Below are 22875 nucleotides of genomic sequence, written 5' to 3'. Positions count from 1 at the left end.
ATGACAAGGAATGACGAATGAAAGATCCGCGGATTACCACGCTTGCAGAAGTGCTGGTCAACTATTCCACCCGGGTGAAAAAGGGTGACGTGGTGCTTATCAGCGCCAGTGGCTTCGAAGCAGCACCGCTCGTCAAGGAGCTCTACATCCAGTGCCTCGGCAAGGGGGCGCGTTATGTTGAGTACGATTTTTCCCTTCCCGAGTTGAGCCGTCACTTCTATAACCGCGCCAGCAGGGAGCAGCTGACCTATTTCCCCCAGCACAAACTCGACTTCATGAAAAAGGTGAACGTCTTTATCGCCATCTCTGCCGGTGATAATTCCATGGTCATGGCCAAGGCGCGGCAGGAGGGGATGATCGAGTATGCCAAGGTGGTCAGGCCGATCAGCGACTGGCGGGTCAAGCACACCCGGTGGGTCATCACCCGGTATCCAACCCACGGTGCTGCCCAGGAAGCAAAGATGAGCCTGGAGGAATATGAGGAGTATCTCTTCGCCGCCTGCTGCATCGACTGGGCGCAAGAATCACGCAAGCAGGACAAGCTGAAGAAACTGATGGACAAGACCGACCGGGTCCGAATTCTTGCATCCGATACCGACCTTTCCTTCAGCATCAAGGGGCTTCCGGGGATCAAATGCGACGGCCGTTTCAACATACCGGACGGTGAAGTGTTCACCGCGCCGGTCAAGGAGTCGGTGGAAGGGTACATCACGTACAACTGTCCTACCCTCTACCAGGGTAAGGAGTATACCTCCGCGCGACTGGAGTTTCGGAAGGGGAAGATCGTCAGCGCGACGTCGCCCGGCATGGATGCTGAACTCAACAAGATTCTCGATACCGATCCCGGTGCCCGCTACATCGGTGAATTTGCCATCGGCGTGAACCCCGGTATTACGGAACCGATGAGGAACATTCTCTTCGACGAGAAGATTTTCGGTTCGATCCACTTTACCCCTGGCCAGTGTTACGATGAATGCGACAATGGCAACCGGTCGGCAGTCCACTGGGACATGGTGAAGCTGCTCAAGGGGGATGGGGAGATATGGTTCGACAGTACCCTTATCCAGAAAGATGGCCGGTTCGTGCACAAGAACCTGCTCGACCTCAACCCGCGGGATTGACATGCTACTGGCGATAAATCCGGAAAACCCACAGGAACGGCTGATAGTCAAGGTTGTAGAGGTGCTGGAACGTGGAGGCATTATTGCCTATCCCACGGACACGACCTACGGTATAGGTTGCAGCATCTTCAACAAGAAGGGGATCGAGCGGATCTATCTCCTCAAGCAGCGGGAGAAGAAAAAACCGTTTTCGTTCATCTGCGCTGACCTCTCCGAAGTCGCCCGCTACGCCAAGGTGAGCAACTATGCCTTCAAGGTGATGAAACGCCTCCTGCCCGGCCCCTATACCTTCGTCATGGAAGCCTCCTCGATCGTCCCCGATCTCGTGCAGACCAAACAGAAAACGGTCGGGATCAGGATTCCCGACAATCCCATCTGTCTGTCCCTGGTACAGAGGCTCGGTCACCCCGTCATTACCACCAGTGCCAACCTTTCGGGTGAAGAACCGATAGGTGATCCCTTCCTTGTCGAACAGTCAATGGGGAAACAGCTCGACCTTGTTATTGACGGGGGATTTCTGTCCGCCGAGGTGAGTTCGGTGGTAAGCCTGGTGGGCGATGTTCCCGAAGTGCTCCGCAAGGGGATGGGTGACGTGAGCTGGTGCGTCTGAAAGGTCCTCTCCTCCCATGAACAAGCGTACGGTCAGGTTGGGTCTGAATCTGATAAGTGCCGGCATAGTCGCTATCACCCTCTCCACGTTCTTCAACAGCGATGTCACCCAGCTTCTTTCCCTCACAATTTCGGGGCAGAGACGGTTCATTGTCTTCGGGCTTTTTTGCGGAGGTCTCTGCAGCGGCCTGGGAATCATGATCGCCCTTGCCGGCGCACTTAACAGCCGGGCAGACAGTCGTGATATACGGCTTTTGCGCTCCATGCTCGTTCTCATTGTGGCCATACTGCTGTTTTTTACCCTTTTCTTCCGAAGCATCAATTCACCTCAGCAACCTCCACTCAGGCCGGGTGAGACCATAATCATCTGACCTGGTTCGAAATCAAACAATCAGGCTTTCGACCATTTCGGATATCCTCGCCGCACGTTTCGCGTACGTCGCTTTCGCCCCGTTCTTGCAGGCCGGTACTGATGTTAGTTGTTGCACGATATGCTGCAAACGGCGGTTTATTGGTTGTAGAGGAGGACATCCTTTCTGCTTGCAAATTACCGGTGAATGGGTTATTAGAGATGTGCCCGCAACCGGGGATGTGGCATGCCCTAGTGACTGATTTTTCTTGACAAAAACATCCCCGTCTATATACTGGAAAGCTTTGGATACGGCGCTGCGGGTTATTGAGTGAAAATTCGCGTACATGACATAAAAGACAAAGAGCTGGTGCTTGCCGGTGAGGAGCAGATCGTCGATTACCCCACCCTGCATGCAATGGAGACGGCTGGCGAGTGCCGCTTCGTGAAGCCGCTTGCCGTGAATCTGACGGTGGTCAGGGAATACGACCATATAAGGGTTCAGGGCAACGTGGCAACTTCCGTGGGTATGGGGTGTTCGCGCTGTCTTGGCGATACCGTGCATGATGTGGTATCGGCATTTACCATATTCTACTCCAGGGATGCCGGGCTGCCACAGGACGAAGAAGAGGTCGAACTTGCCGAGCAGGACCTCATATCCGCCACCTACGAAGGGGATGAAATAGATTTTTCCGGCGAGATCGCCGAGCAGGTGCTGCTGGCGATTCCCTTGAAGCCCCTTTGCCGGGAGGATTGCCGGGGACTTTGTGGCATCTGTGGGGCGGACCTGAATGTGACCGAGTGCGGCTGCGACCGACAGGTCATTAATCCGAAATTCAGCGCCTTGAAGAACTTTAAGGCAGAAAAGTAAAGGAGAACTACCATGGCAGTACCTAAGAAGAAAACATCCAAGTCCCGCAAGAATATGAGAAGGGCACACGATTTCCTTACCCCGCCCAACGCTTCGACCTGCCCCCAGTGCAAGGCCCCCAAGCTCCCTCATCGTGCCTGTCCTTCCTGTGGCACCTACAAAGGCAAAGAAGTTCTGAAGGCAGAAGATCTGTAAGTTTGTTGTTCCGGTCTCCCGGCCGGACAGCCATGCCTAGGGGTCATATGAGAGTTGCTGTTGATGCGATGGGCGGCGATAATGCTCCGGTAGTGGAAGTCGAGGGGGCTGTTGCCGCTGTGAGGGAATTCGGCATTCCCGTTACTCTGGTGGGCGATACCGACAGGCTTCGTCAGGAACTTGCAAAGCACGATTGCAAGGGGCTTGACATCGTTGTACACCACGCAAGCGAAGTTGTGGGGATGCACGATTCACCGTCGGATGCCGTAAGGAAGAAAAAAGACTCTTCCATCAGGGTCGCCTTCGAACTGGTGAAGGCAGGGAAAGCTGCTGCTGTAGTGAGTGCCGGCAACTCCGGTGCGACCATGGCTGCAGGGATGTTCGTTCTCAAGCGTCTTCCTGGTATTGACCGCCCTGCCATAGCCCAGGTTTTCCCCACGCTGCGCGATCGTACACTGGTGCTGGATGTGGGGGGGAACGTCGATTGCAAACCGCTCAACCTCGTCCAGTTTGCCATCATGGGAGAGGTGTACGCACGTTCCGTGATGGGGATCGCCAACCCCCGCATCGGTCTGCTTTCCAACGGCGAAGAGGAGAGCAAGGGGAACGACCTGACCCGGGAAACCACCGCAATTCTGAAAAACATCTCCTTCGATTATGCCGGTTATGTGGAAGGACGCGATATCTTTTACGGTCTCGTGGATGTGGTGGTCTGTGACGGTTTTGTCGGCAACGTTGTGCTGAAGCTGTCCGAGGGGCTTGCCGAGGCGGTGGGGAAGATGCTCAAGGATGAATTCAAGCAGAGTTTTATTGCCCGGCTCGGATATCTCCTTGCCCGCAAAGCGTTCAACAATTTCAAAAAGAAGGTGGATTATGCCGAGTACGGCGGCGCGCCGCTCCTTGGCATCAACGGCGTCGGCATGATCAGTCATGGCGGCTCCAATGCCAAGGCGATAAAGAATGCCATCCGGTTTGCCCATGAATTCGTAGAAAAAGGGGTGAATGAACGGATGGCGGAAAAGCTCCAGGCAAATTACCCGATTACGGTACAACAACAGCGTGAGCCATTGCAGGACCAGGCGGCCGGTTAGATAAGGTGGAACGGATGCAGCGGGCGACGATTACCGGCACCGGTTCAGCGGTGCCCGACAGGGTTCTGACCAATCATGACCTGGAGAGAATGGTCGATACCAGCGACGAATGGGTTACCACCAGGACCGGCATCAAGGAACGGCACATTGCTGGAGACGGCGAGTTTACCTCGACGTTTGCCACCCGGGCTGCCGAGGGTGCCCTGCAGATGGCCGGTGTTCGTGCGGATGAGCTTGACCAGATTATCGTCGCCACCGTTACTCCCGATTTCCCCTTTCCTGCAACAGCATGTATCGTGCAGCATAATCTCAACGCAACGAAAGCCGCCGCCTTCGATATCTCGGCAGCATGTTCCGGGTTTCTCTACGGCCTTTCCCTCGCGGACAAGGCAATCCGCTGCGGCGCCGCCAGCAAGATCCTGGTTATCGGGGCGGAGGTCCTCTCCCGTATCGTTGACTGGACCGACCGTAATACCTGCTGCCTGTTTGGAGACGGCGCTGGTGCAGTGGTCGTTGAGGCCAGGGAAGGGGAGTCCGGCATACTTTCCACCCACATCCACAGCGACGGCAGCTACTGGGAACTCCTCTGCCAGCGGGGGTGCGGCAATCGCAATCCGGCGACCCAGAAGACGCTCGATGACAGGCTCATCTACATTTCCATGCAGGGTAACGAGGTTTTCAAGCTTGCGGTGCGGGCCATGGAAGAGGTTGCCCACGAAGCGCTGAATACCAACAACCTGACGGTAGCCGATATCGATCTTTTCATCCCTCACCAGGCAAACCGGCGCATAATCGATGCCATCGGCAAGCGTCTCGGGCTGGATGGAGACAAGGTCTACATAAATCTTGAACGATACGGGAACACATCGGGCGCCTCCATTCCCCTTGCTCTCGATGAAGCGAACCGGTCCGGCCGGATCAAGAAAGGCGATCTCCTCTTGTTCGACGCCTTCGGCGGCGGACTCACCTGGGGATCGGTTTTGCTGCGCTGGCAGTCTTAGAAAGGAATTATTCCCATGAAGGCATTCATTTTTCCCGGTCAGGGGTCCCAATATGCGGGTATGGGAAAGAATCTGGCCGACAATTTCCCCCTGGCCCGGCATACCTTTGCCGAGGCTGACGACGCCCTCGGAGCCAAGCTCTCCACGCTCTGCTTCGAGGGGCCGGAAGAAGACCTCAAGCTCACGACAAACACCCAGCCGGCAATTCTTGCCACGAGTGTGGCTGCATTGCGGGTGCTGAAGGCGGAAACCGGCCATACGGCTGCGTACCTGGCCGGTCATTCCCTCGGTGAATATTCCGCTCTCGTGGCCAGCGGTGCCATGGATTTCGGGGATGCGCTCCGGACGGTCCGTTCCCGTGGGGCCTTCATGCAGGAAGCGGTACCGGTTGGTGTGGGGGCCATGGCTGCCATACTCAGCGTCGAGGCCGATGTCCTTGCTGCAATCTGTGCCGAGGCGGCCCAGGGGGAAGTGGTTTCCCCGGCGAATTTCAACTCCCCCGGGCAGATAGTGATCGCCGGTCATGCCGGTGCGGTCAACCGGGCAATCGAAATCGCCAAGGGGCGCGGATTCCGGAAGGCCATGCTGCTGCCGGTAAGTGCACCGTTCCATTCCCCCCTCATGGTGCCGGCTGGAGAGAGGCTTGCGGGGGTACTGGACGGCGTCGCGCTGGACGAGCTGGCAGTTCCCGTGATTACCAACGTGGAGGCGAAGGCCAATAATGAGAAGGGGCGCGTGAAGGAGTTGCTTGTCCGGCAGGTGAGCGCGCCGGTGTTGTGGGACACGTCGGTTCAGGAGATGGTCAACCTCGGTGTCACGTCGTTCATCGAGATCGGTCCCGGTAAGGTCCTGTCCGGCCTGGTGAAGCGGATCACTAAAGAAGTCGCCACCGCCAATTTCGAAGATGCAGCCGGTCTCGCGGCCCTGTGCGGTTAAGTCCCACACGTCACCCGGTCAATGGAGGGAGATGCAATGCTCGACGTCAATGACATCATGAAGATCCTTCCCCATCGCTACCCCTTCCTGCTTGTGGACCGCATTGTGGAAATGGAAGCAGGCAAACGGATCGTCGGCGTCAAGAACGTCACCTGCAACGAGCCCTTTTTCCCGGGGCATTTCCCCGGGCACCCGGTCATGCCGGGGGTGCTCATAATAGAGGCAATGGCGCAAGTGGCAGGGATTCTTGCCTATCTCTCCTCGGACGAGAGCATTCGTTCCAAGGTGACCTATTTTGTCGGGATCGACAACGCAAAGTTCCGCAAGCCGGTTGTCCCCGGAGATCAATTGCGCCTCGAACTGGAGGCGGTTGGCTGTAAGCGGGGCATCTGGTCGTTCACCGGCCGGGCGTTTGTCGGCGACAAGCTTGTGACCGAAAGCGCTCTGAAAGCGACCTTTGCCGACAAGTGACGGGCTACCCCGTCAGTCAGGCTACTATCAAGACTGTAATGAAAGGAGAGACCAGTGCCGAAGGATAAAGTAGCTGTCATCACGGGAGCATCCCGCGGAATAGGTAAGAGTATCGCACTCTCCCTCGCTGCTGCCGGAGCCACGATTGTGGCCGTCGACCTGGATCAGGCGGCGACCGAAGCGGTGGTTGAGGAGTTGAAGGGTACGGGAGTAAAGGCCCTGGCAGTCGTGGGGAACGTGACCAATGCCGCAGACGCGGAGCGCATGATCGATGCGGCAGTCGAGGCGTTCGGCCGGGTGGACATTCTGGTCAACAACGCCGGCATAACACGCGACGGTCTCCTTCTGCGGATGAAGGACGAGGACTGGGATGCGGTCCTTTCTGTCAATCTCAAGGGGGCATTCCTCTGCACCCGCGCGGCATCCAAGGTCATGGCCAAGCAGCGCTACGGCCGGATCATCAACATCGCCTCGGTTGTCGGGCAGATGGGTAACGCCGGTCAGGCCAACTACTGTGCCAGCAAGGCGGGCCTTATCGGCCTTACCAAATCAAATGCCCGGGAACTGGCAAAGCGCAATGTCACCGTCAATGCCGTCGCTCCCGGTTTCATCGCCACGGCAATGACCGATGCCCTGCCGGAGAAAGTGCGGGCCGAGCTCACCGCCCAGATTCCGCTGGAGCGGCTCGGTACGTCCGACGACATAGCAAACGCCGTGGTTTTCCTTGCCGCAGAGGCTTCGGGTTATGTTACCGGCCATGTTTTGTCGGTAAACGGCGGCATGTACATGTAAAAAAATATCGTTTGCAATTTCCCTGTTTCATGTTATGTAGCTACATTGCTTAGTCATTGAAAACCTGAAAAGGTAAACACACACAACGGAGGTAGAAAGAATGTCAACGATTGACAAAAGAGTAAAAGAGATCGTAGCCGAGCAGCTCGGCGTTGATGAGGCCCAGGTGACCAACGAAGCGTCTTTCATGGATGATCTGGGTGCCGACTCCCTCGACACCGTCGAACTCGTCATGGCCCTTGAAGAAGAGTTCGATATCGAAATCTCCGATGAAGACGCCGAGAAGATCCAGTCCGTTCAGGACGCCATCGATTATATTACCGACCATACCTGATTGATACCGGAGGGGAAGACACATCTTCCCCTTTCTCTTTGGGAATGTGTCATCCAAATTTTGAACCGCTGTCTTGATGTCGAGGAGAATGTGTTTATGAGAAGAGTTGTTGTGACCGGGGTGGGCGTTGTATCCCCGCTGGGGTGCGGTAACAGGAAAAACTGGGATTCACTCGTTGCCGGCAAGTCGGGGATTGCTGAAATTACCAGGTTTGACGCCACTGACATGCCGGTCAGGATTGCCGGTGAAGTCAAGGATTTCAATCCCGAGGATTACATCGACAAGAAAGAGATCAAGAAGATGGATCTCTTCATCCAGTATTCCCTGGGGGCCGCCCATTATGCCATGGAGGATGCCGGGCTCACCATCGACGAAAGCAATGCGGAACGGGTGGGGGTACTGGTAGGCGCCGGTCTCGGTGGCCTCCCTACCATCGAGAAGTACCATACTGCACTGCTTGAGGGTGGTTACAAGAAGATTTCGCCGTTTTTCATTCCGATGCTGATCATCAACCTTGCTCCGGGTCATATCTCCATCAAGTACGGTGCCAAGGGACCCAATATATCGTCGGTATCCGCCTGCGCCACGGCAACCCATTCCATCGGCGATGCCTATCAGATTATCCGGCGGGGAGATGCGGATGCCATGATCGCCGGCGGTACGGAATCAACCGTCACCCCTCTTGGGATTGGCGGTTTTGCGGTCATGAAGGCGCTTTCCACCAATAATGACGATCCACAGGCCGCATCGCGCCCCTTCGACAAAAACCGGGACGGTTTCGTCATGGGCGAGGGGGCGGGCATTGTCGTTCTCGAAGAGTACGAATCCGCAAAAAAACGTGGTGCGAAGATTTATGCCGAGGTTGTCGGCTACGGGCTCACTGGTGATGCCTATCACCTCACCGCTCCGGCGCCGGGAGGCGAGGGGGCTGCACGCTGCATGTCAATGGCCCTCAAAAACGCGGGGCTCAATCCGGAGGATGTGGATTACATCAACGCCCACGGCACTTCAACGCCGATGAACGACCTCTATGAATCCATGGCTATCAATACGGTGTTCGGCGCCCACACGAAGAAACTCATGGTTTCGTCCACCAAGTCGATGACGGGGCATGCCCTCGGCGCTGCAGGCGGCTTGGAAGCGGTTTTCACGCTCATGGCCATGGATAAGGGAGTTGTTCCTCCGACCATCAACTACAACGACCCTGACCCCGAGTGTAATCTCGATTACGTGCCGAACACGGCGCGGGACGCCAGGGTCGCTTGCGCCATGAGCAACAACTTCGGCTTCGGCGGCACCAACGCCACGTTGCTCTTCAAGAAGGTGTAGGGGGAAGCGATGGTTGCGTTGGGAAGTGATCACGGAGGTCTTGAGCTCAAGGAGTCCATAAAGGAACTTCTCCGCGAGCGCGGTGTTGCCGTAGTCGATTGCGGTACCGATAACGGCAGTTCGGTGGATTATCCCGACTTCGGAGAAAAGGTTGCGCGTAAAGTCTCTGCCGGTGAAGTGGAGAAGGGGATCCTCTTCTGCGGCACCGGCATAGGGATGTCCATCGTTGCCAACAAATACCCGCGGGTGCGGGCTGCCCTCGTTACCGATGCCTTCATGGCCCAGATGGCGAAGGAACACAACAACGCCAACATCCTGGTGCTCGGCGGACGCGTGCTTGATTCGGACAAGGCACGGGACATGGTGTCCATCTGGCTCGACGCAACCTTCGAAGGTGGGCGGCACCAGGGACGCCTTGACAAGATTACCGCCCTGGAGCGGGACCTGTACAAATAGCATTGCCGGCTTTACCCTGTAATACCGACGGGACTTGCAAGGTCCCGTTTCCTTTTTCATAACCCTCAAGGAGCGACCGTATGTCTTTTCTGGAATCGTTTGATCCGGATGTGGCCCGTGCCATCCGGCTGGAAACCGAACGGCAGGAATATAACCTGGAGTTGATTGCCTCGGAGAATTTCGTTTCCGAAGCGGTGATGGAGGCCCAGGGTTCGGTGCTCACCAACAAGTATGCCGAAGGATATCCGGGCAAGCGCTACTACGGCGGCTGCCACCACGTGGATATCGTCGAAAACCTTGCCATCGAGCGGGCAAAGGAGCTGTTCGGCGCGGACCATGCCAATGTGCAGCCCCATTCCGGCTCCCAGGCCAACATGGCGGTCTATTTCACGGTGCTCAAGCCGGGAGACACCATCCTCGGGATGAATCTTTCCCATGGTGGCCATCTTACCCATGGCAGCCCGGTGAATTTCTCGGGACGTTTCTTCAACGTCGTCCCCTATGGTGTCTCTCCGGAGACGCAGACCATCGATTATGACGAGGTGGAGCGGCTGGCGGTGGAGCACAAGCCGAAGATGATCGTGGTGGGGGCAAGTGCCTATCCGCGCATCCTCGACTTTGCGGCTTTCCGCAGGATTGCCGACAAGGTGGGTGCCGTGGTGATGGTGGATATGGCTCACATCGCCGGTCTGGTCGCTGCCGGACTCCATCCGAGCCCCGTCCCCTTTGCAGAATTCGTGACGACCACCACCCACAAGACCCTGCGGGGACCCCGCGGCGGCATGATCCTCTGCCGGGAGGAGTTCGCCAAGACCCTCAACTCCAACATTTTCCCCGGCATCCAGGGTGGTCCGCTCATGCACGTGATCGCCGCCAAGGCGGTGGCTTTCAAGGAGGCCCTCGCCCCCGAATTCAAGGCGTACCAGCAGCAGATCGTGAAAAATGCCCAGGTGCTTGCCGCAGGGCTCATGGCGCGCGGATTCAAGCTGGTTTCCGGCGGTACGGACAACCATCTGATGCTGATGGACCTTTCCGGCACCGAACTGACCGGCAAGGTGGCCGAGGAGGCACTCGACCGGGCGGGGATTACCGTGAACAAGAACACCGTGCCGTTTGAGACCCGTTCCCCCTTCGTCACCTCCGGCATCCGGATCGGTACCCCTGCGGCGACGAGCCACGGGCTCAAGGAGAAGGAGATGGAGGAAGTGGCTGCCTGTATCGCCGATGTCCTTGCCAATGTGGCGGACGAGGCAAAACTGGCGGAGGTCAAGGGGCGGGTGAATGCGCTCATGCGGCGCTTTCCGCTTTATGCCAAACGACTCCAGTAAGCAATTTTTCTCCTGCGCAGCAAAAAAGGGACAACATGACGTTGTCCCTTTTTTTGTGTGTTGCCGCGCAAGCCAGGACTGGTTCAGGACTCCTGCCGTTCGAGGATTGCCGCGCAGTGGCGGAATTCGTCGCTGAACTCTTCCGGGGCTTTGTAATTATACGCAAGAATGTTTTTGAGCCGTGAGAAGGAGCGCGGGTCGGTGCGGGTGTACTCCATGCCGATCTCCTGTTCCGTCCGCCACACGACGGCACCCTCCAGGTGGATGACAAGGGGGGATGTCCTGCCGGCGAAGTGGACAGTGATATCCGCCGTTTTGCAGGAGGGGAGGGGGGTATCGGATCGGAAATACAGGCCTCTGAAACTGAGGTTTTCCACGGAACCCTGCAGCTCCTCACCGTTACAGAAGAGGTCAGCCTCAGCCCAGTAACTCAGTCGTTTGAAATGGCGCTTTTCCATAACTATTCCATTCTGCGAAGAAAATCTTATTGTACAGTATATCCTGTTTTGTTTCGTGGTCCAGTCTCGCCAAGTATTTCCAGAATTATACATGGTTTCTCAGCATCAATTCCGCAGGGTGAGGGGTAAGGTATATCTGCCCCCTGAGGTAGGTTTGGTTGTATTTGGCCACGTAGTGATTGAGGAGGGTCAGGGGGACGATGAGTGGTACGAGATGGTCGTGATACCGGGCGATGACCTCCACCAGTTCCGCTTTTTCAGCCGCTGTCAAAACCTTCTTGAAATATCCCATGATATGGTGGAGCACGTTGGTCTGTTTGCTGACGGTGGCATGGAGGGCCATCGCCTCCGTGAGGAGGTGCCGGTAGCGCTCGAGCAGCTGGTCCAGCGGCATTTCGGTGCCATGGGCGACCAATGCACCCATTTCCCGGTAATGGCTGGGGCTGTGAGCCATGACGAGGAGTTTGTGGGACGTGTGGAACGTGACCAGCGCGCCGATACTTTTCTCCCCCCGCAGGAAATCCTTCCAGCGGCGCAGGGTGAAGACCCGTTCGATGAAGTTTTCCCGGATGTGCGGATCGTTGAGTCGCCCCTCCTCTTCCACCGGGAGGAGGGGGAAATGGCGGACCACCGCGGCGGCAAACAGTCCGCTGCCGCTTTTTGCGGGGACCCCTTGGTTGTAGACCTTGACTCGGTAGAGGCCAGAGCTGGGGGAATCCTTTTTGAAGATGAAACCGCAGAGGTCTTCGCCTTCCAGTTCCACAACCTTCTTTCTGCAGAAGTCGAGCATCTGGCCCGTCTTGTCGATGCGGGTCCGGTTGGTTACCAGGCGGGGGGCGGCAGGGTCCCCCTCAAGGCGCATTGCTTCCCGCGGGATCGACATGCCGCACTCCACTTCGGGGCAGACCGGTACGAACTGGAAAAACCGGCCGAGAATATCGGTCAGGTAGCGATCATGCTTGTGCCCCCCGTCGTAGCGGACTTTTTCCCCCAGCAGGCAGGAACTGACACCAATCCTTATCTGGCTCGTCACGCCTTCTCCTTCCGGTAAAGGGTGCGTCATTTCAATGGTCACCCTGATAGCGCCGGATATATTCACGCACATCGAACTTCCGTTTGCAACCAGCTGCGTTCATGTAACGTATTTTCCCGAAAACGGGACGTTCGCCCCATGCACGGTCGTGGACCCCGCCGATGCTCCAGGCGATGCCGGCATAGCCGTTGGGGTCCCGGCCGTCCAGCTGGTAGCGGTCGTTCAGGTAGATCGCGGTTGCCAGGGCGTCCTCCGGAGTCGGTGTCCACTCAAGGATTTTTTTTGCCCAGTACATGCGCAGATAGCCGTGCATCCTGCCGGTCGTGACCATTTCCCGCTGGGCAGCGTTCCAGAGAGGATCGTGGGTGGCGGCTGCCGCAAACTGCTCCCTCGAATAGACATACTCGCGCCGGTCGTGGCGGTGTTCGTCGTGGGTTCGCACGCCCCAGGACGGGAATCCCTGCACGCTGTCATAGAAGGGATTATACAGGCAAAAATTATCCGACAACTCCCGCCGCACGATCAATTCCTCCAGAAAAGCCAGGGCAGAGGGCGAAGAGGGGTGATGACGGCGGGCCTCCAACGCCACCCGCTGGGGGGCCAGCTGGCCGAAGTGCAGATACGGTGAAAGTCCCGACTGACCATCCGCGCACGGGTCATTGCGCCGGCAATCGTAGCTGGCGAGGCCATGGGCGATGAATGCAGCCAGCCGTTGGTGTCCCTCCGCTTCTCCCGGGAGGAGCCAGGCTGCTTCGGGGACCGTACGGTCAATGGCGAGTGTCGCCAGGACAGAATCGACTGCGAATGTTTCCGGGGGGGACGGCCAAGGGAATGGGTGGTGCTGGAGGGGTGGGAATTCGTGGAGGAAATCGGGGAGCAGACGCTGGATTTTGGGACGGAGGGTGTAGGCGCCGAACTCCAGTTTTCCCGAAGCGAGCCGACATGGCACGATATTGTGGGCATCCACCTCAACGACAGGGATTTCCAACCGCACCGCGGCCTCTTCACGCCAGGCCCGCTTGACCCTCAGGGGGTCGAAATCGGTCACCACCGTTCCGATGTCATGGAGCCGGGCAAAGCGGCAGATCTCGTCGGGCGGTTCGCCGTGGAGAAGATAGAAGGGGATGTTCAGGTCGGCAAGGCGACGGGCCGTTTCCGCCAGTCCTTTCAGCATGAAGGCGTACTGGCGGAGCGTCGCGCCGAGAAATGCCGGCGCCAGCGTGAAAGCCACGGCCAGGGGGACCTGCCGTTCCAGTGCCAGGGCCTGGGCATGGACAAGCGCCCAGTTGTCGGCCACCCTCTGGTCGCGGCTCATCCAGTAGACAACCGGACCCTTGGTGACGGGGGCGTTATTGAGGGAGCATATGCGCTGGGGCATCATGGCGGTTACGATCACGGCCTCACCTTCAAGTCTCTCCTGCATCTATAAAGATAAGCTGAAAAAGGGGCAGTCCTTTCGAGCTGGACTGCCCCTCGTGAGGAGTTCTACTTGACCGTGTACCAGAACTTGGCGTTACGCACCTTGCCGTCCTTCAACTGAAACTTGCACATCACGCCGTACTTCCCCTTTTTGGACAGGTCGAAATCGGCCCCGAAGTGCCCCTGCATCCCCATCAGGTCCTTGGTCTGGTCGGTTTTGTCCGGATTCTGCACCTTCACCTTTACTTCTCCTTCGGTCAGGGCCTTGCCGCTCTTGACATCCTTGAACTCGACCGCGATGTGGTGGGTCTCCTTCATCCCCTTCGGCATCTCCATCTTCATGGCCTTCAGGTGTTCCTTCATGCTCATGACCTTGAAGGTCGCCTTGACACCGTCCACAACCTCCTCATGGGCCACATCCCCTTGATGGCTCCCATGTCCCATATCCATGGAAGCATGGTCCATGGCAAAAGATGCCATGGGGGCCGCGAGGGCAAAAAGTGCTGCAATCAGTACGGTAATTTTTTTCATGTGGTTTTCTCCTTTTCGTGGGTAATGCTGTCTGTTCTGATTTTAGCATACTGCATGCCACCATAAAACATGCTGTAAATACAGTGGTTATTTCAAGTCAAACGAGGCACAATGTTGAATAATCCACACCATGGATAAGAATATTCTTCTCAATGCTTCATCCCCGAATACTTCAGCGTTCCTTTCCTGAGTTCACGCTTCTTCATCAGCACAAAGATCACCGGCGTCATGATAAGCACATGCACCGCCGAGGAGATCATCCCGCCGATCATGGGGGCGGCGATCGGCTTCATCACGTCGGCGCCGGTGCCGCTTGACCACATGATCGGGATCAGGCCGATGAGGGCCACCGCGACGGTCATCAGCTTGGGACGCAGCCGCAGCACCGCCCCCTCGAAGGTGGCGTCGTAGATATCCTGCTCGGTGCAGGGCCCCTTAATGAGCTTCTTGTCCAGGGCCTCGTGCAGGTAGATGACCATCACCACCCCGGTCTCCACCGCAATGCCGTACAGGGCGATGAAGCCGACCCAGACCGCCACCGACATGTTATACCCCAGGGCCGACACCAGGTAGACCCCTCCCACCAGCGCGAAGGGGACCGAAAGCATGACCATGCTCGCCTCCAGGGCCGAGTGGAAGGTGAAGTAGAGGAGAATGAAGATGATGAGCATGCCCGCTGGCACGAGCATCTGGAGGCGGGCCTTGGCCCGGATCTGGTTTTCCCACTGCCCCGACCAGGCCACATAGTAGCCCGGGGGGAGTTTCAACTGCTTTTCCAGAACGTCCTTGGCCTCAGTTACGAAGCCCCCCATGTCCCTGCCGCGCACATTGAGGAAAACGATGGAGCGCAAAAGCCCCCCTTCGCTGTTGATTTCCGGCGCCCCGGTGGATATTTTCAGCTTCGTCACCAGGGAAAGGGGCACCTGGGCACCGTCCATCCCCGACACCAGGATGCGGCGAATGGCCGGGATGCTGTCACGGTAGTCCCGCAGGTAGCGGATCCGGATCGGGAAACGATTGCGCCCCTCGACGGTGGTGGAGAGCATCTCGCCCCCCAGGGCGGTCTCGATCACATCCTGAATATCACCCACATTGACGCCGTAGCGGGCGGCCGCTTCCCGGTCGATGTCGATGTCGATGTAGTTGCCCCCCGTGACCCGCTCCGCCACCACGTCGGCCGCGCCGTTGATCGGCTTGAGGATCGCTTCCGCCTGCACTGCCAGGTCCTTGAGCACGTTCAGGTCGGAGCCGAATATCTTGACCCCCAGGTCGGTGCGCACCCCGGTGGAGAGCATGTTGATCCGGTTGATGATCGGCTGGGTCCAGCCGTTGCGCACCCCTGGTATCTGCAGCTTAGCGTCAAGTTCGGCGACGATGTCCGCCTTCTTGATCCCCGGTCGCCACTGATCCTTGGGCTTGAGGATGATGATGCTCTCGAACATGGAGACCGGTGCCGGGTCGGTGGAGGTCTCTGCCCGACCCACCTTGCCGAGCACGTGCTCCACCTCGGGGACGCTTTTGATGATTTTGTCCTGCACCTGGATCAGCCGCTTCGCCTCGGTGATGGAAACGTTGGGGAGCGTGACCGGCATGTAGAGGAGCGACCCCTCATCCAGGGGGGGCATGAACTCGCTCCCCAGCTTCATGAACATCGGTACGGCAATCAGCAGCGCCACAAGGTTGAGGGCGATGGTGGTCTTCTTCCAGACCAGCACCCAGCGGATGACCGGCGAATAGAGCCGTATGAAGAAGGTGGAAACCGGGTTGGCGCTCTCCGGCGGCATCTTGCCGCGCATGAAGTAGTACATCAGGACCGGCACCAGGGTGATGGCGATGACAGCCGACCCCATCATGGAGAAGGTCTTGGTGAAGGCGAGCGGATGGAACATCTTCCCTTCCTGCCCTTCCAGAAGGAAGACCGGCACGAAGGAGAGCACGATGATGGCCAGGGAGAAGAAGATGGCGCGACCCACCTGCTTGGCGCTGGCGATGATCACCTCCAGCCGCTTTTCGGCCCGCTCTTCGGGCGGCATCTCGGAGAGGTGGCGGTAGCAGTTCTCCACCATGATGACCCCGGCATCCACCAGGACGCCGATGGCGATGGCGATCCCCCCCAGGGACATGATGTTGGAGGTGACCCCCATGAGTTTCATGGTGATGAAGGAGATGAGCACCGCGATGGGGAGGGTCAGAACTATGACGAGGGAGCTCTGGAAGTGGAGCAGGAAGATCAGGATGACCAGTGAGACCACTACCGATTCTTCCAGCAGCGCGTGCTTCAGTGTGTCGATGGCACGGGAAATCAGGTCGGAACGGTCATAGGAGACCATGATCTTGACCCCGGGGGGCAATCCTTTCTCAAGTTCCTTGATCTTCACCTTGACCCGGTCGATGACATCCTTGGCATTTTCGCCGTAGCGCATGACCACGATGCCGCCAACCGCCTCACCCTCGCCGTTCATGTCGAGCATGCCGCGCCGGATCGCCCCCCCCATCTGGACGGTCCCCAGGTTCTTGACATAGATGGGGGTGCCGCGCATGTCGGCGCCAACGACGATGTTTTCCAGGTCGGCCTTGGAGGTGACGTAGCCGCGGCCGCGGATCAGGTATTCGGCGTCGGCCTGCTCGATCAGCTTCCCCCCCACGTCCTTGTTGGACGCCTTGACCGCTTCCATGATCTTGCCGACCTTGATGTTGTAGGCAAAGAGTTTGTTCGGGTCGAGGTCGATCTGGTACTCGCGCACCAGACCGCCGATGGATGCCACCTCGGCAACCCCCGGGACGGTGTTCAACTGGTAGCGGACGAACCAGTCCTGCAGGGTCCTGAGCTGCTCCAGGTCGTAGCCTTTCCCCTCGATGGTGTACCAGAAAACATGCCCCACGCCGGTGCCGTCCGGGCCGAGGGTGGGGACGACACCGGGGGGGAGGAGGGAGGCGGCGTAGTTCAGCCGCTCCAGCACCCGGGTCCTGGCCCAGTAGATATCCGCTTTGTCATCGAAGATGACGTAGATCATGGAGAAGCCGAAAGCGCTGGAGGCGCGCACCGCCTTGACCTGGGGGAGCCCCTGGAGGTTCACCGCCAGGGGATAGGTGACCTGGTCCTCCACCACCTGGGGAGAACGGCCCGGATAGTCCGTAAAGACGATCACCTGGTTGTCCGACAGGTCGGGTATGGCATCCACCGGGGTCTTGTAGACCGACCAGACGCCCCAGGCGATGATGAGCCCGAAGAGCATGAGGACGATGACCCGGTTGCGGGCGGAGTATTCGATGATTTTTTCAATCATTCAAGAACCTCGGGATTGGGGACTGGGGACTCGGGACTAGTTAAAGGCATGAATCAAGAGTTAGAATCTAAACCAATCCCCAGTCCCTAGTCCCTGCTTATTTCACATCTTCATATCATCCATGTTCAGCGGCTTCTTGGCCGGAGCCGGTTTCGCCGCATCTGGTGCCGCATGACCCTTGTGGCCGGCCGGTGCAGGCTCACCTGTGGCCTCCGGCTTGACACCGCTGTGCTGGCTATGGTCCTGGCCGCCGCCACCTTTGAGCTGTGATTCGGAGTCGATCAGGTAACCGCCGGAAACCGCCACCTTGTCGCCCGGCTTGAGCCCCGACAGCACCTGGATCTTGTCGTCGGTCTGCTGTCCGACCTGGACATCACGCGGTTCGAACATGCCGGGCTCGCTCTCCACCCAGACCACCTGGCGCTTGCCGGTGTCCATGACCGCCGTAATCGGGACGACGATTGCCGAACCGAGCGGCACCTTGATGATGGCGTTGACGAACATGTCCGGCTTCAGCTGCATGCCGGGGTTGGGCATCTCCACCCGGGCCTTGACGGTCCTGGTCTTGGGGTCGAGGAAGGGGTAGATGAACGCGACCCGGCCCGTGAAGGGTTTGCCGGGAAAGGACTGGGAACGGATCTCCACCTTCTGCCCGATGCGGATATTGGGGAATTCGTTTTCGTAGACCTCCACCTCCACCCAGACCGTGGAGAGGTCGGCGATGTTGAACAGAGGGTCACCTGTGTTGACGTACTGCCCCTGCTGGACCATCTTTTCGATGACGACACCGGAGAGCGGCGTGTAGATGGGGAGCCGGATGTTCGGCTTGCCCGCCTTTTCCAGTTCGGCGATCTGGCTCTCCTTGACCCCGAAGAGCATCAGCCGCTGTTTTGCCGATGCCACGAGTCCGTCGCCATTCTGGGAAATGGAAGGAATGGGGGAGTTCTTCAACTGGTCACGGCTCCTGATGGCCAGCAGGTACTCCTGCTGGGTCGCCAGCAGGTCGGGGGAGTAGACTTCGGCTACCGGTTTGTTCCTGGACACGAAAGCGCCGACGGTGTCGACGTTCAGCTTGTCGATGCGGCCGGCGATCCAGGCGGTGACCCTGGCCTGGCGTGATTGGTCGAACTGGACGATGCCGACGGCATTGATCTCCTTGCTGAGCGACTGCTGCTTCGCCTCCACGGTTGCCACGTTCGCCATCACCCGCTGGGTAGGAGAGAGGGAGACATGGCCAATCATCTCGGCCTGCTGTTTCTGCTCGGGGGTCTGGGCACCACCGGCCGCGCCGTCGATCTTCTTGATCAGTTCCATACCGCAGATCGGGCAGGTGCCCGGCTTGTCCTTGATGATGAACGGGTGCATGGAGCAGGTATAGAGCTGCTTGCCCTGTGCCGCTTTTTCGGCCTCGTGGTCGTGGCCTTTATGCTGCCAGGCGTACCAGCCTCCGCCGGCCAGCGCGACGACAATCAGGATAATCAGGGGAACGGCAATCTTTTTGTTCAAGGACATGGCAGGTTCCTTTGTTCTTATTTGGCCTCTTGGGACGGAGCGGCTGTCAACTCCATCCCCACTGCTGCTTCCAGTTGTGCCAGTTTCATCATGTACTCGGCCCGGGATTCGTACAATTCCCGCTCGTAGTTGAACAGATTCACCCGTCCATCGAGGAGGGTCAGGAAGTCCACCTTGTTCACCCGGTAGCCGATGACCGCCGACTCCAGGGATTGCTCCGCCTGGGGGATGATGCCGCTAGTGTACAGTTCCACCAGTTTCTGGCGACGTTCCATCTGAGCAAGAATGTCGTTGATGGAATACCTGATGCTGTTCTTGAGCACGTTCAATTCTTCAGTTGCCATGCTCGTTTCGGACGTGGATTCGGCCAGCATGGCCCGGCGGCGTTCCTGCTGAAGCGGGAGGTTGAAGGTCAGGCCGACGCTGAACATGTTGTAACCGGGATCGTTTACCATGTCGGTGGCGACACGTTCCTTGAACATGTACTCGAAGGAGAGATTGAAATCGGGATAGAACTCTTTCTCTGCCAGACGGTGTGAGGCCTTCCCCTTTTCGGCCAGCATGGTGAGGCTTTTTACCTGGGGGCGCTTTTCAAAGGCGGTCTCGTTCAGCTGTTCGGCGGAGAGTGTAAGCTGTGGCAGGGTGAACTCGGCAATGGTGCCGACCGGCGTATTTACCGGCCGGTAGAGAAGGTAGTTCAGGTTGGCTTCCAGGCTCTTGCGCTGCTGCCGGAGGGTGATCTGCATGTCGAGCATCTTGGATTTTTCAAGGCCGGCCTTGTAGATGTCCTGCTGCACCCCCTGGCCAACCGAGTACTTCGTCTCCGCGATCGTCACGAAATCATCGATGACCTTCAGGTTTTTACCGACGATCTCTAATGATTTGTCCACGGCATAGAGCTGGTAGTAGGTCTCCTTGACCATGCGAGCCAATTCGAGCTTGCGCTCCTCAACGGCCCATTTATATGACTCCCCCTCGTACCGGGCGACCTCCTCCCTGAGAGCACGCTTGCCCCAGAAGGGCACCTGCTGGGAGATGCCGATCACCTTGGCGGACTGGGGATCCTTGTTGAAAACAAACGGCTCGCGGGCGAGCATGTTCTGGAGCTTGAACATGAACATCGGGTCTTCCAGGGCCGATGCCTGCTTGGCCTTGTTGGCGAACATCTGCCAGCGGGACTGGGAAGACTTCAGTTCCGGATTGTTGGCGAGGGCGGAGGCCACGAGATTGGCGAGATGTTCGGGAGGTGCGTCTGCGGCGTGGGTGAAGCTCACATTCAACGCCATGATGGGGGCGATGACAAATAGACCGATACGCATATTCATGGTAACCTCGGGGACATTTAAGAGCAGAATTACAGAATGTATCGCTCATATATCATATTGAACATACAGCGTTATTAATCAAAGTCCAGCAAGCGCCGGCCAGTTTTCCGTTGGTTCTCACATGACCATGCCGTCCTTCAGGTGAATGGTACGGTCCGCGTAGGCCCCGTTTTCCGGATTGTGTGTTACCATGACAACGGTCTGGCCGGCGTCGTTCAGCTCCCTGAACAGCGCCATGACCTCTTCGCTGGTCTTTGAATCCAGGTTCCCGGTCGGCTCGTCCGCCAGGAGGATATGGGGATTGTTGACGATGGCCCGGGCGATGGCCACCCGCTCCTGTTCACCGCCGGAGAGCTGGTTGGGGAGCCGGTCTGTCTTGTTGCCAAGGCCGACCCGTTCCAGCGCGCGCCGCGCGGCAGCGGTTTTTTCCGAACCCTTCATCTTTACGATGGCAAGGGGGAGCATGACGTTCTCAAGGGCGGTCAGGTAGGTGATGAGATGGAACGACTGGAAAACGAACCCCAGGTTCTTCGCCCGGAAGTCGGCCAGCTTTTCGCCGGGAAGCTGGTACAGCTTGACGCCGGCCATCTCCACTTCGCCCGTGGTCGGGTGGTTCATCCCGCCGAGTACGGAGAGAAGGGTGCTTTTCCCGGAACCGGACTGCCCCATGATGGTGATGAATTCGCCTGCCTCGATGGTAATATCCACACCGCGCAGTGCCTCGACGACATCATCACCGCTGGAGTACTGCTTCTTTACCTTGGTTATCTCAATAAGTGCCATGATGTCCTCGTTTCAAAGTGCCCGCAACGCTTCGGTTGGATCCATCTTAGATGCGTGCAGCGCCGGGTAGAGGCTTGCCAGGAGACCGAGCGTCAATGCCAGTCCGATAGAGCCAAAGGCAATGGTTGTGTCCCAGACCAGGTGGGCGTTTTTGCTTTCCGCCATGAAGGGGAGCGCCAGTTTCGCACCACCCATCCCGGCGGCATACCCAAGAAAGCCGGCCAGGAGACTGACCAGCGCCGCCTCAAACAGGATGATCCGCATGATATGGGACTTGCGGAAACCGATGGCCCGGAAGACGCCGATCTCGGTGGTCCGCTCGTTGACACTTCCCATCATGGTGACGAAAACGATCAAGGAACCGATGAATACCACCACGCCGGCCATGGCGTAAGAGAATCGCTTGAACTGGTCCAGGGCCTTGAGACGTCCTTCCACTACCTGTTGAATGGCCGATACCTTGGCATCCGGTATTTTCTCGGCAATCTGGGTCACCATGTCGCCGATGGGGCAACCGGAACAGAGTGCCGCAACCTCGGCCAGGGTGATTTTGCCTTCCTTGCCGAGCAGCTTCTGGGTCTTGGGCAGAGAGGCGAACACCAGGGAGTCGTCCTGGGAGCCGGTCTGGTCCAGAACGCCGGCTACGGTGAAGCTCTCTCCCTTGATGGTCAGGCTGTCGCCGGGAGAAACGTTCAGCACCTTGGCAGCGTCGGAGCCGAGGAGCAGGTCGTGCTCACTCTTCGGCTCGGTCCCGAAGACCTTCCACCACTGCTTCATCTTCAGTTCGCTCTCGAAGTGAACTCCCACCAGCAGCACGTCGTGGTTGTTGACGGTAACCCCCCCCAGCACCTTGGGACTGACCGCCGAGATGTTCTTGTGGTTGGCGATGGTCTTGATCTTTGCCAGATCGCTTTCGATAATCTCGCGCTGATCGAAGGTCACACCCCCCAGGCTGATGCCTCCATAGTTCATGGAGAGACCGTTGCTCTGGGGAGTGATGAGGATATTGGCGCCGAACTCGTCCATCTTCCGCTCGATGTCGCTGGACATGGAGCGGGTGAGGGTCACCAGGGTGACGATGGTGGCGATTCCCACCATCAGGCCGATGGTCAGGAATGCCATCTTGGCCTTGCGCCGTTTCAGGTTGTTGATGGAAATGGTGTGCAGTTTCATCAGAAGTATCTCGCTCCCCCCTTGAGGTCATTTACTGAAATGGAGATGGTGCTGCCGTTCAGTTGATGGGGAAGGTAACCGGGATTGCAGCCGCCGGTGGCGTTGGGACCGAGGCGATTGATGGCGAACTTCTGGTTGCAGTTCTTGCAGTTCATCTTGTCCCCCTGCTGTTCGTACCCCTTCTTGGACTTGAAGCAGGCATCGCAGGCGTCGAAGGCGGTCTTGTAGCTGCCGTCGGCCGTTTTTATCGCGAAGAAGGTGATCTCCTTGCCCCCATCCTCGAATTTATAGAAGTGGGCCTTGCCGTCGGCCAGCTTGGCAACGGGTATCGTTGCGACACCGCCACTCACCTTCACCTTTTCATACTTCCCCAGAGAGAAGGCCGATACCCTTATGGCTCCGATCAGCAACGCCACGATAACGACCGCTGTCCAAACCGCATGTTTTGTCCGAATTACCGACATTTCTATC

24 protein-coding genes are annotated in these 22875 nt (G+C 57.9%); 14 read left to right on the top strand and 10 right to left on the bottom strand.

The genetic code is table 11. From position 1 onward, the window contains the following. The first annotated feature begins 17 nt into the window (after positions 1-17). From KI810_RS12760 to glyA, 14 genes are all read left to right on the top strand, one after another. Positions 18-1121, top strand: coding sequence for an aminopeptidase (locus tag KI810_RS12760; RefSeq protein WP_214175942.1), 1104 nt, complete (start codon positions 18-20; stop codon positions 1119-1121). 1 nt (position 1122) lies between these two features. Then, positions 1123-1731 (top strand): L-threonylcarbamoyladenylate synthase, encoded by a 609-nt coding sequence (locus KI810_RS12755; RefSeq protein WP_214175941.1) that lies wholly within the window; start codon positions 1123-1125, stop codon positions 1729-1731. A 16-nt stretch (positions 1732-1747) separates the two neighbouring features. Further along, entirely contained in the window at positions 1748-2101 is a 354-nt protein-coding gene (locus tag KI810_RS12750) for a hypothetical protein (protein WP_214175940.1), read from the top strand. 309 nt (positions 2102-2410) lie between these two features. Beyond that, complete coding sequence (locus KI810_RS12745) at positions 2411-2950, top strand: YceD family protein (protein WP_214175939.1); 540 nt, start codon at positions 2411-2413, stop codon at positions 2948-2950. 12 nt (positions 2951-2962) lie between these two features. Further along, positions 2963-3145: a 50S ribosomal protein L32 gene (gene rpmF, locus KI810_RS12740; protein ID WP_214175938.1), complete on the top strand. Its 183-nt coding sequence runs from the start codon at positions 2963-2965 to the stop codon at positions 3143-3145. 47 nt (positions 3146-3192) lie between these two features. Further along, positions 3193-4236: a phosphate acyltransferase PlsX gene (plsX, locus tag KI810_RS12735; RefSeq protein ID WP_214175937.1), complete on the top strand. Its 1044-nt coding sequence runs from the start codon at positions 3193-3195 to the stop codon at positions 4234-4236. Positions 4237-4250: 14 nt separating this feature from the next. Then, positions 4251-5237 (top strand): beta-ketoacyl-ACP synthase III, encoded by a 987-nt coding sequence (locus tag KI810_RS12730; RefSeq protein ID WP_214175936.1) that lies wholly within the window; start codon positions 4251-4253, stop codon positions 5235-5237. Positions 5238-5246: 9 nt separating this feature from the next. After that, positions 5247-6173: an ACP S-malonyltransferase gene (gene fabD, locus KI810_RS12725; protein WP_214176033.1), complete on the top strand. Its 927-nt coding sequence runs from the start codon at positions 5247-5249 to the stop codon at positions 6171-6173. 36 nt (positions 6174-6209) lie between these two features. Continuing rightward, positions 6210-6644, top strand: a complete 435-nt coding sequence (gene fabZ / locus KI810_RS12720; protein WP_214175935.1) for a 3-hydroxyacyl-ACP dehydratase FabZ — start codon at positions 6210-6212, stop codon at positions 6642-6644. Between the two features lie 54 nt (positions 6645-6698). Continuing rightward, positions 6699-7436, top strand: a complete 738-nt coding sequence (gene fabG, locus KI810_RS12715; RefSeq protein WP_214175934.1) for a 3-oxoacyl-[acyl-carrier-protein] reductase — start codon at positions 6699-6701, stop codon at positions 7434-7436. A 100-nt stretch (positions 7437-7536) separates the two neighbouring features. Continuing rightward, positions 7537-7770 (top strand): acyl carrier protein, encoded by a 234-nt coding sequence (gene acpP / locus KI810_RS12710; RefSeq protein ID WP_214175933.1) that lies wholly within the window; start codon positions 7537-7539, stop codon positions 7768-7770. Between the two features lie 96 nt (positions 7771-7866). Next, complete coding sequence (gene fabF / locus KI810_RS12705; protein ID WP_214175932.1) at positions 7867-9099, top strand: beta-ketoacyl-ACP synthase II; 1233 nt, start codon at positions 7867-7869, stop codon at positions 9097-9099. 9 nt (positions 9100-9108) lie between these two features. After that, positions 9109-9555, top strand: coding sequence for a ribose 5-phosphate isomerase B (rpiB, locus tag KI810_RS12700; protein WP_214175931.1), 447 nt, complete (start codon positions 9109-9111; stop codon positions 9553-9555). Between the two features lie 80 nt (positions 9556-9635). Then, entirely contained in the window at positions 9636-10883 is a 1248-nt protein-coding gene (gene glyA / locus KI810_RS12695; protein WP_214175930.1) for a serine hydroxymethyltransferase, read from the top strand. 83 nt (positions 10884-10966) lie between these two features. Here the strand turns inward: glyA and KI810_RS12690 are convergent, their stop codons facing one another. The 10 genes from KI810_RS12690 to KI810_RS12645 all read right to left on the bottom strand — a co-directional run bounded on the left by KI810_RS12690 (position 10967) and on the right by KI810_RS12645 (position 22868). Continuing rightward, positions 10967-11341, bottom strand: a complete 375-nt coding sequence (locus KI810_RS12690) for a PilZ domain-containing protein (protein ID WP_214175929.1) — start codon at positions 11339-11341, stop codon at positions 10967-10969. Positions 11342-11426: 85 nt separating this feature from the next. Next, positions 11427-12374, bottom strand: coding sequence for a YbgA family protein (locus KI810_RS12685; protein WP_343213501.1), 948 nt, complete (start codon positions 12372-12374; stop codon positions 11427-11429). Between the two features lie 31 nt (positions 12375-12405). Further along, positions 12406-13770 (bottom strand): deoxyribodipyrimidine photo-lyase, encoded by a 1365-nt coding sequence (locus KI810_RS12680; RefSeq protein WP_425513902.1) that lies wholly within the window; start codon positions 13768-13770, stop codon positions 12406-12408. An 89-nt stretch (positions 13771-13859) separates the two neighbouring features. Then, positions 13860-14324 carry a hypothetical protein gene (locus tag KI810_RS12675; protein WP_214175927.1) on the bottom strand — a complete coding sequence of 155 codons (465 nt, stop codon included), beginning with the start codon at positions 14322-14324 and terminating at the stop codon, positions 13860-13862. A 149-nt stretch (positions 14325-14473) separates the two neighbouring features. Next, positions 14474-17611, bottom strand: coding sequence for an efflux RND transporter permease subunit (locus KI810_RS12670; protein ID WP_214175926.1), 3138 nt, complete (start codon positions 17609-17611; stop codon positions 14474-14476). 102 nt (positions 17612-17713) lie between these two features. Next, on the bottom strand, positions 17714-19123 hold the full coding sequence (locus KI810_RS12665; protein WP_214175925.1) for an efflux RND transporter periplasmic adaptor subunit: 1410 nt from the start codon (positions 19121-19123) through the stop codon (positions 17714-17716). Between the two features lie 17 nt (positions 19124-19140). Further along, positions 19141-20448, bottom strand: coding sequence for a TolC family protein (locus KI810_RS12660; RefSeq protein WP_425513901.1), 1308 nt, complete (start codon positions 20446-20448; stop codon positions 19141-19143). Between the two features lie 117 nt (positions 20449-20565). Further along, positions 20566-21231, bottom strand: coding sequence for an ABC transporter ATP-binding protein (locus KI810_RS12655; protein WP_214175924.1), 666 nt, complete (start codon positions 21229-21231; stop codon positions 20566-20568). A gap of 12 nt (positions 21232-21243) precedes the next feature. Beyond that, complete coding sequence (locus KI810_RS12650; RefSeq protein ID WP_214175923.1) at positions 21244-22404, bottom strand: ABC transporter permease; 1161 nt, start codon at positions 22402-22404, stop codon at positions 21244-21246. After that, the gene (locus KI810_RS12645; RefSeq protein WP_214175922.1) at positions 22404-22868 is read right to left on the bottom strand and encodes a DUF2318 domain-containing protein; all 465 of its coding nucleotides are present in this window, start codon (positions 22866-22868) and stop codon (positions 22404-22406) included. Before KI810_RS12645 ends, KI810_RS12650 begins: the two co-directional genes overlap by 1 nt. Positions 22869-22875 lie beyond the last annotated feature (7 nt).

Source organism: Geomobilimonas luticola (genome assembly GCF_018476905.1).
GTDB lineage: Bacteria > Desulfobacterota > Desulfuromonadia > Geobacterales > Geobacteraceae > Geomobilimonas > Geomobilimonas luticola.
Note: the sequence above shows the minus strand (reverse complement) of the source record. Positions and strands in the feature narration are given on the sequence as shown.

Coding starts and splice junctions, on each gene's coding strand:
- KI810_RS12760 (WP_214175942.1), top strand. CDS start 18: ATGAAAGATCCGCGGATTACCACGCTTGCAGAAGTGCTGGTCAACTAT.
- KI810_RS12755 (WP_214175941.1), top strand. CDS start 1,123: ATGCTACTGGCGATAAATCCGGAAAACCCACAGGAACGGCTGATAGTC.
- KI810_RS12750 (WP_214175940.1), top strand. CDS start 1,748: ATGAACAAGCGTACGGTCAGGTTGGGTCTGAATCTGATAAGTGCCGGC.
- rpmF (WP_214175938.1), top strand. CDS start 2,963: ATGGCAGTACCTAAGAAGAAAACATCCAAGTCCCGCAAGAATATGAGA.
- plsX (WP_214175937.1), top strand. CDS start 3,193: ATGAGAGTTGCTGTTGATGCGATGGGCGGCGATAATGCTCCGGTAGTG.
- KI810_RS12730 (WP_214175936.1), top strand. CDS start 4,251: ATGCAGCGGGCGACGATTACCGGCACCGGTTCAGCGGTGCCCGACAGG.
- fabZ (WP_214175935.1), top strand. CDS start 6,210: ATGCTCGACGTCAATGACATCATGAAGATCCTTCCCCATCGCTACCCC.
- acpP (WP_214175933.1), top strand. CDS start 7,537: ATGTCAACGATTGACAAAAGAGTAAAAGAGATCGTAGCCGAGCAGCTC.
- fabF (WP_214175932.1), top strand. CDS start 7,867: ATGAGAAGAGTTGTTGTGACCGGGGTGGGCGTTGTATCCCCGCTGGGG.
- rpiB (WP_214175931.1), top strand. CDS start 9,109: ATGGTTGCGTTGGGAAGTGATCACGGAGGTCTTGAGCTCAAGGAGTCC.
- glyA (WP_214175930.1), top strand. CDS start 9,636: ATGTCTTTTCTGGAATCGTTTGATCCGGATGTGGCCCGTGCCATCCGG.
- KI810_RS12690 (WP_214175929.1), bottom strand. CDS start 11,341: ATGGAAAAGCGCCATTTCAAACGACTGAGTTACTGGGCTGAGGCTGAC.
- KI810_RS12675 (WP_214175927.1), bottom strand. CDS start 14,324: ATGAAAAAAATTACCGTACTGATTGCAGCACTTTTTGCCCTCGCGGCC.
- KI810_RS12670 (WP_214175926.1), bottom strand. CDS start 17,611: ATGATTGAAAAAATCATCGAATACTCCGCCCGCAACCGGGTCATCGTC.
- KI810_RS12665 (WP_214175925.1), bottom strand. CDS start 19,123: ATGTCCTTGAACAAAAAGATTGCCGTTCCCCTGATTATCCTGATTGTC.
- KI810_RS12660 (WP_425513901.1), bottom strand. CDS start 20,448: ATGAATATGCGTATCGGTCTATTTGTCATCGCCCCCATCATGGCGTTG.
- KI810_RS12655 (WP_214175924.1), bottom strand. CDS start 21,231: ATGGCACTTATTGAGATAACCAAGGTAAAGAAGCAGTACTCCAGCGGT.
- KI810_RS12650 (WP_214175923.1), bottom strand. CDS start 22,404: ATGAAACTGCACACCATTTCCATCAACAACCTGAAACGGCGCAAGGCC.
- KI810_RS12645 (WP_214175922.1), bottom strand. CDS start 22,868: ATGTCGGTAATTCGGACAAAACATGCGGTTTGGACAGCGGTCGTTATC.